Annotated in this window: 11 protein-coding genes; 2 read left to right on the top strand and 9 right to left on the bottom strand. The window is 71.8% G+C overall.

The window, feature by feature from the left end; translation table 11 throughout:
- The first annotated feature begins 50 nt into the window (after positions 1-50).
- The gene (locus tag CAP_RS53505; protein ID WP_081864756.1) at positions 51-641 is read left to right on the top strand and encodes a TetR/AcrR family transcriptional regulator; all 591 of its coding nucleotides are present in this window, start codon (positions 51-53) and stop codon (positions 639-641) included.
- A gap of 155 nt (positions 642-796) precedes the next feature.
- On the opposite strand, the gene CAP_RS10595 is transcribed toward CAP_RS53505, so the two are convergent.
- Genes CAP_RS10595 through CAP_RS10585 form a run of 3 tightly spaced genes read right to left on the bottom strand, consistent with a single transcriptional unit; the run spans position 797 to position 3,902 of the window.
- Complete coding sequence (locus tag CAP_RS10595; protein WP_052374742.1) at positions 797-1,525, bottom strand: AAA family ATPase; 729 nt, start codon at positions 1,523-1,525, stop codon at positions 797-799.
- A 57-nt stretch (positions 1,526-1,582) separates the two neighbouring features.
- Positions 1,583-1,915 (bottom strand): hypothetical protein, encoded by a 333-nt coding sequence (locus CAP_RS10590; RefSeq protein ID WP_044239277.1) that lies wholly within the window; start codon positions 1,913-1,915, stop codon positions 1,583-1,585.
- On the bottom strand, positions 1,905-3,902 hold the full coding sequence (locus CAP_RS10585) for a ribonuclease R family protein (protein WP_044239274.1): 1,998 nt from the start codon (positions 3,900-3,902) through the stop codon (positions 1,905-1,907). The genes CAP_RS10590 and CAP_RS10585 overlap by 11 nt, the downstream gene beginning before the upstream one ends.
- Positions 3,903-4,076: 174 nt before the next feature.
- Between CAP_RS10585 and CAP_RS10580 the strand changes: the two genes are divergently transcribed.
- Complete coding sequence (locus CAP_RS10580; RefSeq protein WP_044239271.1) at positions 4,077-4,841, top strand: SDR family NAD(P)-dependent oxidoreductase; 765 nt, start codon at positions 4,077-4,079, stop codon at positions 4,839-4,841.
- 669 nt (positions 4,842-5,510) lie between these two features.
- Here CAP_RS10580 and CAP_RS10575 read toward each other — a convergent pair.
- The 6 genes from CAP_RS10575 to CAP_RS10550 form a co-directional block, all read right to left on the bottom strand.
- Positions 5,511-6,473 carry a hypothetical protein gene (locus tag CAP_RS10575; RefSeq protein ID WP_044239269.1) on the bottom strand — a complete coding sequence of 321 codons (963 nt, stop codon included), beginning with the start codon at positions 6,471-6,473 and terminating at the stop codon, positions 5,511-5,513.
- Between the two features lie 69 nt (positions 6,474-6,542).
- Positions 6,543-7,286, bottom strand: coding sequence for an NRDE family protein (locus CAP_RS10570; RefSeq protein ID WP_044239268.1), 744 nt, complete (start codon positions 7,284-7,286; stop codon positions 6,543-6,545).
- A gap of 83 nt (positions 7,287-7,369) precedes the next feature.
- On the bottom strand, positions 7,370-12,805 hold the full coding sequence (locus CAP_RS10565; protein ID WP_231511291.1) for a HEAT repeat domain-containing protein: 5,436 nt from the start codon (positions 12,803-12,805) through the stop codon (positions 7,370-7,372).
- A 132-nt stretch (positions 12,806-12,937) separates the two neighbouring features.
- On the bottom strand, positions 12,938-16,036 hold the full coding sequence (locus tag CAP_RS10560) for an efflux RND transporter permease subunit (protein ID WP_063748669.1): 3,099 nt from the start codon (positions 16,034-16,036) through the stop codon (positions 12,938-12,940).
- Entirely contained in the window at positions 16,033-17,187 is a 1,155-nt protein-coding gene (locus CAP_RS10555) for an efflux RND transporter periplasmic adaptor subunit (protein ID WP_052374737.1), read from the bottom strand. Before CAP_RS10555 ends, CAP_RS10560 begins: the two co-directional genes overlap by 4 nt.
- Positions 17,188-17,429: 242 nt before the next feature.
- Positions 17,430-18,446: a class I SAM-dependent methyltransferase gene (locus CAP_RS10550; RefSeq protein WP_052374735.1), complete on the bottom strand. Its 1,017-nt coding sequence runs from the start codon at positions 18,444-18,446 to the stop codon at positions 17,430-17,432.
- Positions 18,447-18,473: the final 27 nt, after the last annotated feature.

Genomic DNA, 18,473 nt, shown 5'->3' with positions numbered 1-18,473 from the left:
GCGCCGTAAACACGCGTTTACTTAGGCCAGCATGGGCACCCTCGCCTAGAATGTCAACAGGTGTTTACCTCGCCATGGTCAAGCCCCCTCCCCCCTCCAGGCCCCGCAGCGCCGAGCAGACCCGCGCCGAGATCCTGCGCGCCGCGCGACACGCGTTCGCCACCCGCGGCTACGCGCAGTCGGGCGTCCGTGAGATCGCTGCCGACGCCGGCATCACCGCCGCCCTCATCGTCCGCTACTTCGGTTCGAAGAAGGACCTCTTCCTCACCGTCCTCGCCGCCGAGATGCACGTCACCGGCTTCTTCGAGGCCGGCCGCGAGCGCTTCGGCGAGCACGTCATCGAGTACCTGACCCGCAAGCCGACCCGCGACGACGACACCCTCTCCATCCTGCTCCTCGGCGCAGGCGACGAGGAGATCCGCGCCGACGTGACCCGCGTCTTCCAGGAGCAGATCACCAAACCCCTCGCCGAGTGGCTGGGCGGCCCCGACGCCGAGGCCCGCGCCGCGCTCATCCTCTCGGTGATCAGCGGCCTCTGGATGTACCGCGTCCTCCTCCCCCTCGACCCCCTCACCGCCTCCATGACCCCCGCCACCAAGACCCGGCTCGCCACCATGCTCCAGGCCCTCGTCGACACCTAGGTACCAGGCCCGCACGGTGTCCATCGCCTCGCGCCGCCCCGCCTGCTCCAGCAGCCCCGTCACCTCCGGCTCGGTGAACCCGAAGCAGGTGGAGAACGCCTTCTGCAGCAGGGTGTACACGGCGAGGTTGTTCAGCCCCGAAAAAATACTCTCCTCTAACGATGGGGGCGTCGCGCGGGGAACCGCGCGACGCCCCCATACCCCCGTGCCACCCTCAAGATCCCGGTCACGACGCCGCGTTCGAGGTGCGGGTTGTCCTTCAGCCCGGAGGTGAGGAAGGCGCGGAAGAAGTCCAGGAGCGCGGGCGCGTAGCCGTGGACGAACGCCGCGTGGATCGGCTCGTCGTACTCGTCGACGAGGAGGATGGCCCGCTCCCCCGTGGCGCGGTGCAGGTACTTCGACAGCTCCCCGAGCGACCGCCGGTAGAGCACGTCCTCCGCCGTCCCCTCCAGGATGGCGCGGTAGTCCCGCGCCTCGCCTTCATCGAGCACGCCCGCAGCCAGCAGCCCCTGGTGCTCCCGGAAGAGCGCCTGGATCTTCTTGGTGAGATCGGACCAGCACGCCTCGAACGAGCGCGCCTCGACCTCCCGGAACGTCAAGAAGATCACGGGATACCGCTGGAAGTGTGCCCGGTAGGCTTCGCCGGCCCTCCACACGGCCAGGTCCTCGAAGAGGTGCGACAGGTCTTCTGTCCGCCTCTCGAAGAAGTAGCGGAGCATCGACAGGTTCAGCGACTTGCCGAAGCGGCGCGGCCGCGGCAGGAGCAGCACTTCCATCGCGCGGTCGAGGATCTCGACGATGAGGTGCGACTTGTCGACGTACTCGGCCCGCTCCTCGCGCAGCTTGCGGAAATCGCTGATCCCGATGGGCAGCCGCAGCGTCATGGGCCTCGCCCGAGCATGGAGAGGCCCCCTGGCGAGGTCAAGGACGAGCGCCGCGCGTCACTGCTTCATCTCCCACAACCGCAGCAGCGCGAGCCCGAACGCGATCAGGATCAGAAACGCCCGGAGCAGCTTCCGCGGCGTCCAGCGTCGCTTCTTCGCGGCCTCGGCCTTCTGCTGCTGCGGCAGCGCGGCCACGAGCTGCGCCTCGGTGGGCCGCTCCGACGACCGACAGCGCGGGCAGAGCAGCACGAGGCGCGGCCCCTGCGCAGGCTTCGCCTCGAGCGGCGCGCCGCACTGCGCGCACACCCCCGCCGACGGAGCGTCCCCCGTCACCACCCCCACGCCCTCACCGCCCCCACCCTCACCGCCCCCACCCTCCTCACCCCGCACCCTCGAGCGGCGCCAGCGGCGCCAGCGGCACCAGATCCACCCGACCGAGCGCCTCGCTCGTCGCCGAGATCACCGCCCGGATCGGGTCCCCGATCGCGTAGCGCCGCCCCGGCCCCACCAGCGCGTGCATCGCCGCATCCGGCCGGTACGGCCCGTCCTTCAGCGCGTCGAGCGCGATGGTCCCCGTCGCACCGGTCCCCCGCATCTGCACCACCAGGCCGAACGGCTTCACCGCCACCACGTTCCCATCGATCGCCTCGCCCACGCGCCCCGCGAAGTACCGCGCCACCAGCATCCGGTGCCGCTCCGCCTCCGCCTTGGTCGCGCGGCGCGCCTGCACGTTGAGGTGCTCCCCGAGCGCCGCGAACGCCTCGTCGCCGGCCCGCATCGCCCGCTCTCCCTGCACGTAGCGCTTCACCACCCGGTGCACCGCGAGGTCGGCGTAGCGCCGGATCGGCGAGGTGAAGTGCAGGTAGAGCGGCGCCCCGAGGCCGAAGTGCAGCCCCGGCGCCGAGGTGTAACGCGCCGGCCCGAGCGCCTTGCCGAGCACCGTCCGGATCGCCGGCGCCGCCGCCGCGCCCCGCACCTGCGCCTCGAACGCCGCGAGCCCCCGCAAGGACAGCCGCGGCCCGAACCCCGCCTCGATGCCGAAGTTGTGCGCGTACTCCGCGAGCGCCGCCACCCGCTCCGGCTCCGGCTCGTCGTGCACCCGGTACACCCCGGGCAGCCCCCGCGCCACCAGCCACCCGGCCACCGCCTCGTTCGCGGCCACCATGAGCCGCTCGATCAGCCGGTGCGCCTCCGTGTCCGCGCGCGCCGAGATCGACGTCGGCGCCCGCGTCGCCTCGTCGAGCGCGATGTACGCCTCCTCCCGGTGCAGCTCCACGCCTCCCCGCGACGCGCGCACCGCCGACAGCCGCGCCGCCGCCGTGCGCAGCCACCGCAGGGTCGGCACCACCTCCGCAGGCACCTCCGCCGCGTGCCCCGTCGCGAGCAGCTCCGCCACCGCGTCGTACGTGAGCCGCGCCGTCGACCGGATCACGCTCTCGTAGAGGTCCACCGACGTCACCACCCCCTCCGGATCGATGCGCAGCTCCGCGGTCAGCGCCAGCCTGTCCGCCCCCTGGATCAAGCTCGCAGCCTGGCTGCTGATGCTCTCCGGCAGCATCGGGACCACCCTGCCCGCGAGGTACACGCTCGTCGCCCGCGCGTACGCCTCCCGATCGAGCGCCGATCCCTCCGGCACGAACGCATCCACGTCCGCGATGGACACCAGCACCCTGAGCGCCCCGTCCGCGCCCGCCGGGATCACCGCGAGCGCATCGTCGATGTCGCGCGTCGACGCCGCATCGATGGTCACCGTGGGCAGCTTCCGCAGATCCCGCCGGGGCCCGAGCCGCGCCGGCCACCTGCTTTCTCCCGCACGTGCGCCCGAGCCCGCGCCCGCGTCGGCACCCGCGCCCGCCTCCAGATCCGCGAGGACCTCCCGGGACTTCGCCGCGGCCTCCGCCACCACCTCCTCCGGGAACGTCGCCCGCAGCCCGTGGCGCACGATGCACCGCTCCAGCCCCTGGTCCACATCGACCGCGACCGTGCGCGCCAGGGACAGCTCGTGACCCACGATGGTGGCGACCACGTACGCTCCCTCCGTCAGCTCCGTGCCCTCACCATGCCGGAAGGGCCAGTCCGTGTTGGCGACGTCGCGGTCCGTGCGCAGGTGCGGCCGCCCCCCGTGGAAGGTCACGGTCCCGATCAGCTCCGTGCGCGACCGCGACACCAGCCCGAGGTGCGTCGCCGTGAACCGCCCCGGCTCACCCTCGACCAGCGTGGCGGAGACCACGTCTCCATCGAGGAAGGGGTTGAGGTCCGGCGGCGTGATGAACGCCGTGGGCCGCTCGGGCTGAGCAGGGTCGTCCGAGGGCTCGGGCTTGAGGAAGCCGAAGCCGCGGGGGTTGATCTGGACGCGGCCATGCACCCGGGAAGCCATCGCCGGCAGCCTAGTACACGGCTCCCCAGGTCCGCCCCTGGATCCGTGGGGTGCCAGGTGAAGAAATCGGACTGGCCCGTCTGCGTCCAGGAGAAGTCAGCTACAGGAGTATCTCGAGATCCGCTCGGGTCCGGCGATCTGGCGCGAGATACTCCACGGGGCGACGATGGCTCCATGAATCAGCCCCTCACGAACAAGCTCGCCCTCGTCACGGGTTCCTCGCGCGGCATCGGCGCCGCCATCGCCGCGCGGCTCGCTGCCGACGGTGCGTCCGTCATCGTCAACTACGCCGCGAGCCCGCAGCGCGCCGCCGCCGTCGTCGACGCGATCCGCAAGGATGGCGGCGCGGCCGAGGCCGTACAGGCCGACGTGTCGACGGCGGAGGGCCGGAAGGCGCTCATCGCCGCGAGTGACCAGGCCTTCGGCGGCAAGTTCGACGGCCGCCTCGACATCCTCGTGAACAACGCCGGAACGGTCGAGTTCGGCCCGTTCCTGGAGGCCAAGGAAGGCGCCTACGAGCGCCACTTCGATCTGAACGTGCGCGCGGTGATGGAGCTCTCCCACGAGGCCGCCAAGCGCATGAGCAAGGTAGGCTGGGGGCGCATCATCAACATCGGCTCTGCGTTCGGAGAGGGCGTGCCGCTGCCCGGCGTCGCCATCTACGTGGGCAGCAAGTTCGCGGTGAACGGGTTCACGCGCGCCCTCTCGCGCGAACTCGGCGCCCTCGGGATCACGGTCAACGGCGTGCAGCCCGGGCCCGTCAACACCGAGATGAGCCCCGAGGACGGCCCCCACGCCCCGCTGATGATCTCGCGCACGAGCGTCGGCCGCTTCGGTCGCGTCCACGAGATCGCGCACGCCGTCGCGTTCCTCGCGCACCCGCACGCCGCGTTCGTCAACGGCGAGAACATCAACGTGGACGGGGGCTGGCTGGCCTGAGCGGTGCGCAGGAGGGCCAGGGCGATGGCATGACCCTGACGTCGTCGCAGCGGACGCGGTGGCTCTCGACAGGTCCAGGGTGCGCCTCCCGCCGGCGCCGGGTGGCCCTGGGGCGCCCGCTCCGGGGCCCCGATGTTCGTGGGATCGACCTCGGTGTGCTCCCCGAGCCGCTGTGACGTTCGTGGGTCGCACCTCCTGCGCTCCCGGAGCCGCTGTGACGTTCGTGGGTCACACTTCCTGCACTCCCGGAGCCGCCGTGGTGTTCGTGGGGTGTACCTCGGCGTGCTCCCCGGGCCGCTGTGACGTTCGTGGGTCGCACTTCCTGCGCTCCCGGAGTCGCCGTGGTGTTCGTGGGTCACACTTCCTGCACTCCCGGAGCCGCCGTGATGTTCGTGGGTCGGGCTTCCTGCGCTCCCGGAGCTGCCGTGATGTTCGTGGGTCGCACTTCCTGTGCTCCCCGAGGCGTCGTGTGCACTCCGGGGCTGGCGCGGGGCTGGCGCGGGGCTGGCGCGGGGCTGGCGCGGGGCTGGCGCGGGGCTGGCGCGGGGCTGGCGCGAGGCAGGAAATGGCTGGCTTGACATGAAAAACGCCCGGACCTGAGAGGATCCGGGCGTCGTCACCGGCTACGGCCCCGAGGGGCCGCACCAGCGTTCACCGTGGGGGCGAGGGTCAGCCCGCGGCACCTGTCGCGGCGGTCACCGTCGGCGCCGTCACCGCGGGGGCTGCCACCGTCGGCGCCGTCACCGCGGAGCTAACCACCGTGGGCGTCGCCACCGTCGGCGCCGTCACGGCTGGCGCGGGAGGCGCGCTGATCTGGGATCCGGCCGTGGGCTTGGGTACCGAGGGCGGCTTCGGGGTGCGGCGCCTGACGACACGGCTGGGGATCACCGCGTGGATGTCCGCCTCCAGGAAGCCATGGGCCTTGTAGAGGCGCTTCAGGTTCGCAAGCTCCATGCTGGCGCTGCGCGACACCGCCACCCGCACCTGGCTGCACAGCTCGTCGTGGAGGGCCGCGCCGGTCGCGGCCTCGATGGCTTGCGCGAGCGCTTCGGCGGCGGCGGTCACCTCGCTGGCCGCGGCCGTGGACTGCAGGGACGGCAGGCGCGGGTGCAGGTTGGAGGTGAGGAGCTTGGCGAGGAGCAGCATCCGCTTCGGCTGCGTGTCGAGGTCCCCTTCCACGTAGTAGGCGATGCCGTTCGGGAAGAGGAGCGCGAGGTTCGCGTCGTTGCGGGGACGACCGACCGCGTTCCAGATGTGGTCCGCGACGCGCCCCACGAGGTCGTTGGCGTTCCTCCGCGCCTCGTTGCGGGCAGCGATGAGGGGCGCAGCCGCGGCGCTGGCGGCCGTGGCCTCCGCGGTGGCGGTCTCGTGGAGCGTGAGGACCGAGGCGAGGGCCTGGTCGGCGAGGGATTGCCAGAGCCCCCCTCGGGCCCTGGCGTTCTCGTGCGCGGTGCGGGTGTCGTGGATGATGTCGTCGGCGGATGCGTCCTTGCGAATGACCTGACCCATGATGTTCGGTTCCTCCGGTGAGCCCTGGCGCGCCAGGGCGGGGGTCGCGGCAGCAGCGCGGCGTGATGCCGTGCCGTCTCCCGCTGCCGTGAAGAACGACGGACCGGTCAGGTTGCATTCCACGGCGCCCCGGAACCTCGAAACCCCGCGCAAAGCGCAGCGCGCGGAGCCCGGACAGCAGGAATCCGGCGCCTACCCCTCCCCGAGCGCCGCGATCAGCTCCCCGCGGTCCACGAACGGCACCTGACACGGCCGCCCCTCGCCCCAGCGCATCGCGGTCGTGTCCCAGGTCTCCCCGAGCGCGAGCAGCAGCGACGAGCGGCTGCCGTAGCCGAGGTCATCGAGGTGCACGCAGGTCCCCGCGCGCGCGTCGTGCTCGCCGTGCTCGATGAGCAGGGCGCGGAGCTGGTCGAGGTGGAGGGGTTTGCCCGCCACCTCGCTTGCCCACCGCGCCCGGATGGCGGCCTCGCGGCCCAGCTCCCCGGCGCCGAAGCTCCGCTCGCTCACCACGTACACCCCGGGCGCGAGCGCCTCGTGCTGCACGGCCTCGCCATCGCTCCAGGTCAGGTACGCCGTCTCCCGGTCGGCGTAGAACAGGTGGAAGGGATTGTGCGCGGCGGCGCCGAGGTCCGCGAGCATCCGCCTCACCGCCACCGCCGACGGGGCCCGCAGCGCGTCCATCACCAGCGCGCCCCGCGACCGGCGTGACGGATCGGGCGGCGCCCCCGCGCGGTTGGTGATCCCGACGAAGAGCCCATGCGCGTTGAGGCCGAGCCAGGAGCCACCCGCCACCTCATCCCGCGGCGCGACGAGGCGCGGCTCCCCGGGCCACAGGAACGGCGGGCGCGCGGGACGGGCGAGAAACTCGTCACGGTTCGCCGCGACGACCAGCGGGAACGAAGGCCACTGCCCCACGGCAGCGATCAGGGTGCACATCCGGAAAGCCTGCCCCGTTCCGGGGGTAGCGACCATCGGGAGTGTGGGGGCCGCAAGGCCCCTGCTCCAGGGTACGCAGTACGTCAGCTCCCGGGGGCGCCTTCGGGTTCGCCGTCCTTCTCGCGGGCGGCGGCGGCGGCTTTTGCGGCGGCGCGCGCTTTCTTCCAGGCGCGGTAGCGCTCGGTCCACTTCTCCTGTGCGGCGGTGACGTCCTTGTAGAGCCAGCCGCCCTTGCCGCGGCCCACGATCTCGCGGAGCAAGACGGCGGCCTGGCTGTGGCCCACGCGCTGGGCGAAGAGGTCGTCCATCACCACCTTGGCGCGGCTGGTGCGGCGCACGGAGTCGAGGTGATCGATGCCCTGCTCCAGGCGGCCCAGCACCGTCTTCATCATCCCGGCCTTGGCCACGGCGTCGAGGCCGGCGCTCTTGTCGCGGTCGAGGCCTTCGAGGCGCTTCACGGCGCTCTCGACGAGGCTCTTGTGCTCGGCCCAGGTCTCGTCGTTGCCGGCGAGCACCCCGCGCAGGTAGGTGAGGGCCTCGCGCACGTCGATGAGGCCGAAGTCGGTGTAGGAGAGCATGAAGTTCAAGAGCTCGCGGCGGGCAGGGCGGTTCTTCTGCATCTTCTCCAGGGCCGAGCGCACCTTGTCGATGGAGAGCCAGCGGTAGACGAAGTCGAGGCCGGTGCCCTTGATGTTCTGCGCGCCCATCAGACGCACGTCCATGCCGGGGGGGATGGCGCGGGTGATGAAGTCCACGACCTTGTCACCCTTGGAGTCGGCGTTCCAGAGCACCTCGATGCGCTCCAGGAACAGCTCGCGGTAGGCTGCGCGGAAGACGGTGTTGGCGGTGTTCTCGTCGCCGCGGTCGAGGGCGACGATGACCTCGGCGCGCACCTTGTCGCGCGCGTTCATGCGGCGGACACGGCGGTGGGCATGCAGCAGGATGTCGGGGCGGATGTCGTCCTGGCCCTCGGGGATGGTCATGGGGTCGAGGATCGCCTTGAGGGCCTGCTCCACGGCCTCGGGGCTCTCGCGCTTCGGCATGACGCTGGCCACGATCTCCTTGGCCTTGCTCTCCTCCATGGGCAGGGCGGTGAGCATCCGGGTGAGGTCGTCCTCGAGCGCGCCGGGGCGGGCGGGGATGCCGACCTTCTTCATGTTGATGTCGAAGCGCTGGAGCGCGCGCTCCTTGCCCCCGTCGCCGGTGATGAGCAGGTCCTTGAGCTTGAGGTCCAGGCCCTCGGTGATGAACTGCATCATCCCGCCGAGGTTGGTGTTGATGAGGACCACGTGGTCGATGCCGATGTCCTCCACGACGATCTGGGCGAAGACGCGGGAGCGGGCCACGCGGTCGGCGCGGTTGTTGACGACCATCGCGGTGGCGCGGCCAGGAGGGTCGTCGGGGTCGTGCTTGTCGTAGGCGAGGCGGAGCCAGTTCGACATGAAGCCGGCGCGCTCGTTGGCGCTCATGCCGTTCGAGAAGGTGAGCTTGCGGCCGCGGTAGCTCACCGTGGGGTAGGTCTTGAGCACGCCGAGGTCGAGGATCACGTGGTCGGCGATCTCGACGAGCGCCCACTCGTAGTCGACGCCGAAGTGCTCGGCGAGGGTGAGGATGAGCGAGACGTTGCGGGGGTGCTCCTGGTACGGGAGGCGGTCGAGGAGGTCGACCGGGATGAGGTCGCTCTCCACCGGGGGGATGGCGATGAAGCGGGTGTTCTTGCTCTTCGCGGTGTCCTTGAGGAGCGGGAGCATCTGCTCCTCGGTGGTGAGGGTCACGCCCTCGGTGGGCATGAAGCGGGAGATGACGCGCGCCACGTCCTCGCCCCCGGGGCCCTGGATGTCCTCGTGGTCGGGGTAGGCGTTGGTGAGGGTGGTGATCTCGTCCTGCATCCACTCGGCGCAGAGGGTGTCGACGAAGAGGGGCTGGAGGGCCATGCACTCCCAGAGGAAGACCTGGCAGTGGAGGTTGCGCGCGGCGACGACGATGTTGCGCTGCTCCCAGATGGTCGCCTTGTCGTACGGGCGGTAGATGAAGATCTCGCCGGCGGGCAGGTCGCGCATGGCGTGGATGAACATCGCCTCGCAGCCGGTGGTCTTGACGACGACGTCGTAGCGGAGGGCGTGGAAGAGCGCGGCCTTGAGGCGCTCGGAGCCGCTCTTGCCGCGGGTGCCCCAGCCGCCGACGGAGATGGGGATGCCGTAGCGGGCGCGCTCGATGACGCCCATGGTCCAGGCGTTGCGGAGGATGAGGCCGGCGAGGATGACCCACACGACCCAGGCGAGGTGGACCGGGGTGTTGCCGTTCGGGCTGACCAGGTACGAGACGAAGCTCTCGATCCAGAAGGGGACGACGGGGGCGGCGAGGGTGCTCCCGGCGACGGTCTCCACGAGCACCTCGGGGCCGAGGTACTTCACCGGGAGCATGGGGTCGATGCGGTACGGGACGCCGCGGACCTCGCCGCCGATGTCGTCGTAGGTGACCGAGAAGCCCATCTCGGAGATGAGCACGGCGTAGCGGCGCTGCTCGACGGGCTCGGTGGCCATGATGGAGCGCGAGCGGGTCTGGGCCCAGCGCTCGTAAGCCCAGGTGAGGCGCCACCACGCGCGCTGACGCTGGCGGAAGGTCTCGGGGCCCCGGAGGGTGACGGTGCCGCCCGCGGTGATGAGGCGCAGCTCGCCGCGCGTCCAGCGGGAGACGGCGAGGAGGTCGTCGATGCGCGGGAGGAACGCGCCCCAGCCGCCGACCTCGGGGTGGAGGTGGCGCTCGCCGGGGACGCGGGTCGGGGTGACCTCGGCCATGCCCACCGAGGGGGCGCTGATCTCGCCGACGAAGAGGCGGCCCGCGGTGTGGAGCCAGCCCTTGCGCTTGTCGGGCATGGGGGTGCGCATCTCGTGGATGGCGCGCCAGATGCGGAAGCCGCGGGGCTCGCCGCGGGTGAGGATGTAGCGGCCAGGGCCGGTGCGGCGCAGGGTGCAGGTCATGTCCCCGCGGGAGGCGACGGCGAGGGCGCGCTCGATGTCGCGCTGCTCGGCATCGGGCGGGAGCTCGACAGGGCAGCTCTGGCCTTCGTAGAGGGGGTCGAGCGCGGCGATGAGGATGTGGCGGATGCGGTCGGCGACGGGTCGCTGCTCGACCTCGAGGAGGCGGAGCAGGCCCGCGGCTTCGTCGGAGAGGTCGGGCTTGGTCTCGCGGCGGTTGGCGAAGTCGGTGAGGTCCTTGACGAAGGTGGTGGGCGGGAGCTGGGCGAAGGGGCCGGTGCAGAGGAGGCGGATGGCCTCGAAGGAGGTGCGCGCCGCGACAGGAGGGCCGATCTGGCCGAGGGTGCGGCGGATGCCGCGCTCGGCGTGGGGCATGGCCGCGGGCGACTTCATGGCGGCGCGGGCGAGGACGCGGAGGGCGAGGCCGCGGACGCGGGGCGACTTGTCGTCGAGGGCGAGGGTGATGAGGCGGTCGAAGGCGTCGTCGCGGCCGAAGTTGGCGAGCTGGCGCGCGAGCTCCTGGCGGACGTGCTCGCTGGGGTCGTCGTGGGCGATCCAGGCGACGGCGACGATGTCGAGGTTCGGCGCCGCCGCGACGCCCTGGGGGAGGGCCATGACGCCGCTGTGCTCGCGGGTCGAGGCGGTGGGATCTTCCTCGATGGGCGGGCCAGAAGGCGCAGGCGGCGCGGGCGGCGCGGGCGATGCGGGCGATGCGGGCGGCGCAGAGGGGACGGCCTGCAAGGGCGACACGGGCTGCACGGGCGGCAGGGTCGAGAGGCTCTCGTCGGGCGGCGTGGCCGAGGGGGTCGCATCGGGCAGCGTGGTCGAGGTGGAGGCGCCGGGAGGGGCGGTCGAGGGGCGCGCGCGCACCGCCAGGAAGTCGGAGGTCGACGGGGGCTCGTTGCTCGACGGGAAGACCGAGGACACCGCGGCGTCGGTGCTCGGCGCAGGGGCGAGGCTCGATGCAGAGGCGCTCGCCTCGGATGCAGGGCTCGCCGCGGGAGGGGCGCTCGCTGAGGTCCCGGCGTCAGGCGCGGGGCTCGGGGCAGGCGCGGGGCTCGGGGCAGGCGCGACACGCGCGATGGGGGGGGCGCTCCGCGTGAGGGCGTCGAGGGCGACGATCTCCGAGGTCTCGTCGGCAGGCGCGGCGGGGACGGCGCCCGCAGACGTGGTCTCGAGGTCGGCGAGCGCGTCGTCGCCGCGGCCCTTCTTCTTGCGGTTCTTCTTCTTGCGCTTGGTGGAGCGGAGCGGCGGGGTGGCGACCGGCGCGCTGACGGGGATGGAGGCGCCGCGCTGGCCAAGCGTCGGCGGCGCGCCCGAGGCGGCGTGGAGCGGGGCGGCGCTGGTGGTGACGGCGGTGGCGGCGGTGGGGCGGTCGGTGAGGTGCTCGCCCTCGCTGCTGGCGTCGCTGCTGGCCTTGCCCTCGGCCGCCGCGAGCGCGGCGATGTCGGCCGGTGGCGGGGTCGCGGTGAGCACGCTGGGCGGCAAGGGGGTGTCGATGAGCGAGGAAGGCGGCGAGGAGCTGACGTTGGGGACGCGCGCGGTGTCGAGCGGGGCGGGGCGCGCCGAGTCGCGGGGGACGGGGCGCGAGGAGGCGAAGCGGTAGGTGGGGACGATGCGGAGCGCCGGGGCCGTAGGGCGGCGCGGGGTGGGCGGCGGGAGGGTGCCGAGGATACGGAGGGCGTTTCTGCGGATGATGAGGCCGTCCTCCTCGTCGCGGATGCGGAGGCGCTCGGCGAGGAGGGGGATCGCTTCGTCAGGGAAGACGAGGACGGCGAGCTCCATGGAGGCGATCTGCACCCAGCGTCCGGCAGAGACGCCGCGGGCCCAGGTGATGACGGAGCGGGCGTTGTGGGGGCCGAGGTGGCCGAGGCGCTCACGCACGGGGATGCGCTCGGCGAGGGCGACGGCAGCAAGGAGGGCAGCGCGGCGGATGGGCGGGGCCTGCGCGGGGTCGGCATGTTCGAGGGTGATGCGGAAGACGCCGCCATCCGTGGCGGCGCGGACAGCCTCGCGGGGGTCGTCGAGCTTGCGGGCGAGGGTGGCCAGGGCGTGGTAGGCGACCTCGACGTCGTCGAGGTGGTCGGCAATGATCGCGGCGAAGCGCTCGCTGACGGCCTCCATGTCGAGGCTGCGCTTCAGGGCGCGGAGGTCGCCCGCGAGGCGAACGCGGTTCTGGATGTCTTTGACGAAGGCGAAGCGGCCGGTGAAGACGCGTTCGGCGGCCCATCGTTCGAGCTGCGCCGCGAGGACCTCGCGCTTGGCCTCCGGGGTGGGCGCCGCCTGGTACGCGACGCCGACCGAGGCCTCGGCCGCGCGGACGCGGGCAACGGCCGCGACCGAAGCGTCGACGCAGCGGACGAGGGCCGAGAGGAGGGCGGGGCGCGCGACGATGCCAATGCCGACCTCGGCGAGGACGCGGTCAGCGACGAGGCGGCAGGCCCGCGGGCGCACCCGAGCCTCGAGGGCAGGGATGGCATCCTCGATGGTCTCGACCATGCGGCGCCTGGCCGCACTCCAGGGGTCCTCCAGGGGATTCACAGGTACTGCGTACCCTAACTCAGGGGCCTTGCGGCCCCTACGCTCCCGTTGGTCGCTACCCCCGTTGCCCCGTGATCGGCGCAGCGAAGACCTGGAACGCGCCCGGGGAAGCAGGCGCCGGAGGGGCGAGGGTCACGGGTGCGCGGGGCTCTCGGAGGGGGCGGCTGGCGTGGGGGCGTGCGCGTCCTCGGCCTCGCCGGGGCGGTGCTCGCGCGAGATGAAGGAGTAGAGGGCGGGCAGGAGGAACAGGGTGAGCAGGGTGCCGACGAGGAGGCCTCCCATCACGGCGATGCCCAGGGACTGGCGGCTGCCCGAGGCGGCGCCGAGGGAGAGGGCGATGGGGGCGACGCCGAGGATGGTGGCGAGGCTGGTCATGAGGATGGGGCGGAAGCGGGAGACCGCCGCCTCGACCGCGGCGGCGCGGACGGTGAGGCCCTGCTCCTTGCGCTGGTTGGCGAACTCCACGATGAGGATGCCGTTCTTGGTGACCAGGCCGATCAGCATGATCACGCCGATCTGGCTGAAGATGTTGAGCGAGGAGCCGGTGAGGGCGAGGGCCGCGACGGCGCCGCTGAGCGACATGGGGACGCTGAGGAGGATGATGAACGGGTCAATGAAGCTCTCGAACTGGGCGGCGAGGACGAGGTAGATGAGGAGGAGCGCGACGCCGAAGGCGAAGATGAGGCTCGACGAGCTGTCGGCGAACTCGCGGGCCTCGCCAGCGAGAGAAGTGCTGAAGTTCTGGGGGAGGGCCTTCTCGGTCACCTCGTCCATGGCGCGGATGCCGTCGCCGAGGGTGTAGCCGGTGGCAGGGCTGCCAGAGATGGTGGCGGAGACGAAGCGGTCGAAGCGGTAGATGGCGGCAGGCGCGGCCTGCTCCTCCCAGGTGACCAGGCTGTCGAGGGAGATCATCTGGCCACTGGCGCCGCGCACGAAGAGGCGGCGGAGGTCCTCGGGCTCGTTCCTGTCATCGCGGTCGAGCTGGCCGATGACCTGGTACTGCTTGCCGTTCATGATGAAGTAGCCGAAGCGCTGGTCGCCGAAGGCGAGCTGGAGGGCGCGGGCGACGTCGAGGACAGGGACGCCCAGCTCGGCGGCGCGGGCACGGTCGACGCGGATGCTGGCCTCGGGGCGGTTGACCTTGAGGTCGGCGTCGACGAAGCGCAGCTCGGGGCGGCGCTGGGCCTCGTCGAGGACGCCGGGGAGGACCTCGACCAGGGCGGCGAGGCTGGGGGCGCGGATCACGTACTGGAGGGGCTGCCCCGCGGCGCGGCTGCCGATGGTGGGGGGCTGCGCAGGGAAGACGCGCAGGGCGCCGAAGGAACCGAGGTCCTTGGTGATCTGCTGAAAGATCTCGGCCTGGGTGCGGGTGCGCTCGAAGGGCTCGAAGAGGTAAAGGTTCTGGGTGCCGGTGTTGGGGGGGCCGCCCTGGTTGCCGACGATGCTGAAGCTGCGCCGTACCTCGGGGAGGTTGTCGCTGACGTAGACGCCGATCGTGTCGAGCGCGGCCTCGGTGTACTCGAAGGTCGCGCCCTCGGGGGCGCGGACGTTGACCCGGATGTTGGAGCGGTCTTCGAGGGGGGCAAGCTCGGAGGGGAGCTTGCCCACCCAGATCACGGTGAAGGCGAGGATGCCGACCATGGCGGCGAGCGCGACCCAGCGCACCCGCATGAAGGCGCCGAGCGCGGCGGCGTAGCCGCGGGTCATGCCCTGGAAGAAGGGCTCGGTGATCCGGTAGAAGAAGCTCGGCTTCTCGTGCCGCTTGAGGAGGAAGCGGCACATCATCGGGGAGAGGGAGAGGGCGACGAAGGCGCTGACGAGCACGGAGCCGGCGACGACGAGGCCGAACTCGCGGAAGAGGCGCCCGGTGAGGCCCTGCAGAAAGACGATGGGGAGGAAGACGGCGGCGAGGGTGATGGTCGTGGAGATGACGGCGAAGTAGATCTCCTTCGATCCTTCGATGGCGGCGCGGAGCGGGGGGATGCCCTGCTCGATCTTTCCGTAGATGTTCTCCAGGACCACGATGGCGTCGTCGCAGACGAGGCCGATGGCGAGCACCAGGCCCACCAGGGTCAGGATGTTGATGGAGAACCCGAGCACGTACATGATGAAGAAGGCCGAGATGATGCTCACCGGGATGGCGACGACCGGGATCACCGTGGCGCGCCAGTCGCGCAAGAAGAGGTAGATGATCAGCGCGACGAGGCCGAAGGCGATGAGCAGCGTCTCCTCCACCTCCTCGATGGAGCGGCGCACGAAGGTCGTGAAGTCGTAGCCGATGTCCGTCGTGTACTCGGGGGGCAGCTCCTTCTTGATCTGCTCGAGGCGCCGGTAGAACTCGTCGGCGATGGCGATGGCGTTGGTGTTGGGCTGGGGGATGATCGCCACGCCCACCAGCGGCAGGCCCTCGGTCTTCATGCCGCCGCGGAGGTTCTCGGCGGAGAGTTCGGCGCGGCCGATGTCTTCGAGGACGATCTGCCGGCCATCCTGCTGCTTGATCAGCATGCGGTTGAACTCGGCGGGCGTGGTGAGGCGGGCCTGGGTCTTGAGGCCGACCTCCATGCTCTGGCCTTCGAGACGGCCGGAGGGGAGGTCCACGTTCTCGCGCGCGAGCGCGCCCTGGACGTCGCTCGGGGTGACCTGGTGCGCCGCCATGCGGTTGGCGTCGAGGACGAGGCGCATGGCGTAGCGGCGGTCGCCGAAGATGCGCACGCTGGCGACGCCAGGGATGGTCTGGACGCGCTCCTTGACCAGGGAGTCGGCGATGTAGGCGACGTCGAGGATGCCCTTGGTCTCGCTGCTCAGGGTCATGAAGACGATGGGCGAGGCGTCGGCGTCGGCCTTCTCGACGATGGGCGGGTCCACGTCGACGGGCAGGAGGCGCCGTGCGATGGAGACCTTGTCGCGCACGTCGTTGGCCGCGGCCTCGACGTCGACGGAGAGGTCGAACTCCACGCGGATCTGGCTCTGGCCGTCGCGGGAGGTGCTGGACATGGTGCGGATGCCCGCGACGCCGTTGATGTTCTGTTCGAGCGGCTCGGTGATCTGGGTGTCGATGACGTCGGGGCTGGCGCCCGGGTAGCTGGTGGTGACGGTGACGATGGGGGGGTCGACCGCGGGGTACTCGCGGATGCCGAGGAAGGCCAGGCTGACCAGGCCGAAGAGGACGATGAGGATGGAGAGGACGACCGCGAGGACCGGCCTGCGGATGCTGACTTCGGCGAGGGTCACGGGGCGTTCACCTTCACGGCGGCGCCGTCGCGGAGCCGGAGCAGGTTCGAGACGATCACCTGGTCGCCCGCGGCGAGGCCGTGGAGGACCTGCACGCGCTCGGGGGTGCGGGCGCCGGTCTTGACCTCGACGAGCTTGGCCTTGCCGTCCTGCACCACGTAGACGCTGCGCCCCTTAACGCTGGGGACCACGGCGATGGCGGGCACGAGCAAGGCGTCGTCGGCCGAGAGCGGAACCTCGACGGTGGCGAAGGTGCCCGGGAGCAGGCCTGCCTGGTTCTCGACGAGGCCGCGCACGAGGACGCTGCGGGAGGAGGCGACGATCTGAGGCTCGACGGCGACGACGCTGGCGGTGATGCGCTCGCCGTGGCCCTCGACGGTGAAGGTGAACTTCTGGCCGAGCTTGACGTCGCCGCTGAAGCGCTCGGGGAGGGTGAAGTCGATCTTGAGGCGGCTGGTGTCCTGGAGGGTGGCGAGCACGGTCTGGGGCGTGACCCAGGCGCCCTCGCTGACGCGGCGGAGGCCGAGGGTGCCCGCGAAGGGGGCGCGGATGGTGGTGCGGGAGAGGGTGACGGCGAGGACGGCGCGCTCGGCGTCGGCCTGGTCGACGCGGGCGCGGGCCTGGTCCCAGTCCTGCTGGCTGAGGAGCTGCTCGGCCTGAAGCTTGTTGCTGCGGTCGAGGGTGAGCTGCGCGAGGCGCTTCTGGACCTCGAGGGCTTTGATCTGGGCGTTGAGGTCCGCGGCGTCGAGCTGGAAGAGCACCTCGCCCTTCTTGACGGGCTGGCCCTCCTTGGCGCTCACCTTGACGAGGCGGCGGGACAGCTCGCTCACGAGGTCGACGGACTCGTAGGCGATGAGGGCGCCCGTGGCCGGCACGGTGACGGCGAGGGACTCGGTCTTCACGGCGTGGACGTCGACGAGCAAGGGTCCCTGCGCCGCCCCGGCAGCAGGCTTCGCGCTCGCGCCCGCCGAGGGCGCGGCGCCCGGCGCGGGGCTGCCGCCGGCAGGCGGCAACGGCGCGGGGGCAGAGCGCTGGCGCACAAGCACGATGGCGCCGACGACGCCCACGAGGGCGAGGGCAGCGAAGACGAGCTTGCGAGGACGCGCCGCCGAGGGTCGCTCTGGATGCGTGGTCGGGAGGGTCATCGCCATGGCCCCCGATGGATCAGACGAATCACGCCCGAGGACAATAGGGAGCGGCCTGATGTCCGCGCGCTTCATGGCGAGGTCACGGGAAAGCCATGAGGACTGTTGCTGCTCCGACCTGTGTCCGACGGATGGAGAGAGGGTCGGAGGGCGCGCGAAGTGCGTGCGAGCGCGCTGTTTCGCGGCGAGGCGCGCTTATTCCCGGTGACACGCGGCAGCATGACGAAAGCCGCGGGGGAGGGTGCGCTTCAGGGAGCCCTGCCCGAGATGAGGTAGAAGGTCACGCCGCGCGCGCCGCTCAGGGTGCGCGAGAGCGCGGCTTCTCTCCAGGCAGAGGCTTCTCTCCGCGCGAGCGCCCAGAGCGCCTCGAAGGCCGCGGGGTCGCCGCCGCCGGCCAGGTAGAGTTCGTGGGTCGCGTCGCGCGTGCCGCCTGCGCCGAGCCAGATGCCGCCGTCGATCCAGGAGAGCATCTGCCGCAGCTCCTCGCGCTGCTCGGGGGCGTCGTAGGGCGGGAGCAGCAAGGCGCACTTGTCCGACTGGCAGGCGCGGATGTCCTGCAGGCCGACGTCGCGAAAGAGGGTGGGGAGGCGCTCTCCGACGGAGCTGTCGCCGCGGCCGAGGGCCTTCTTGCCGTCCTGGCAGGTGGCTTCGAGGGTGAGCAGGGCGAGGCGGCCCTCGCGCGACAGGCCCGGCGCGGTGACGAGCGAGGCCGCCTTCTCGGCGAAGTTGTTGGGCTCCGCGGCGAGCAGGAGGCCTCCCGGACGGAGGATGCGGCGCATCTCGCCGAGGACGTGGCGGGGGTCGGCGACGTGGATCAGCACGGTCTGGCAGGTGACGAGGTCGGCGCTCGCGTCGGGGAGCGGGAGGGTCTCGGCGAGCGCTTGCCGGTACGAGAGCCTGTCCGCGAGGCCGCGGGCCTGGGCCTGGGCCGTGGCCTGGGCGACGAAGGCGGCTTCGCGGTCGATGCCGACGAGGGTGGCGTCGGGGTGGAGCAAGGGCAGGAGGGTGCGGCCCCAGTGGCCCGCGCCGCTGCCGACGTCGACGGCGGTGCGGACGCGGGCGAGGTCGAGGCGGCGGGCGACGAGGTCGAGGAAGTCGCGGTTCCACCAGGTGTCGCGCCAGTCGCCCTCGAAGCCGACGAGCCAGGAGTATTCGTCCGGGGTGCCGGCGGGAGGCGGGGCCACGGGGCCCGCAGGCGCAGGAGGCGCGGGCGGCGCGGGAGGCGCGGGAGGCGCGGAGGACGCGGGATCGGCGCGGTCGGACATGACGCTTTATACGATGGCTTCGCGGCG

The sequence above is a fragment of the Chondromyces apiculatus DSM 436 genome (assembly GCF_000601485.1).
GTDB lineage: Bacteria > Myxococcota_A > Polyangia > Polyangiales > Polyangiaceae > Chondromyces > Chondromyces apiculatus.
This window is presented reverse-complemented; position numbering and strand designations above follow the sequence as displayed.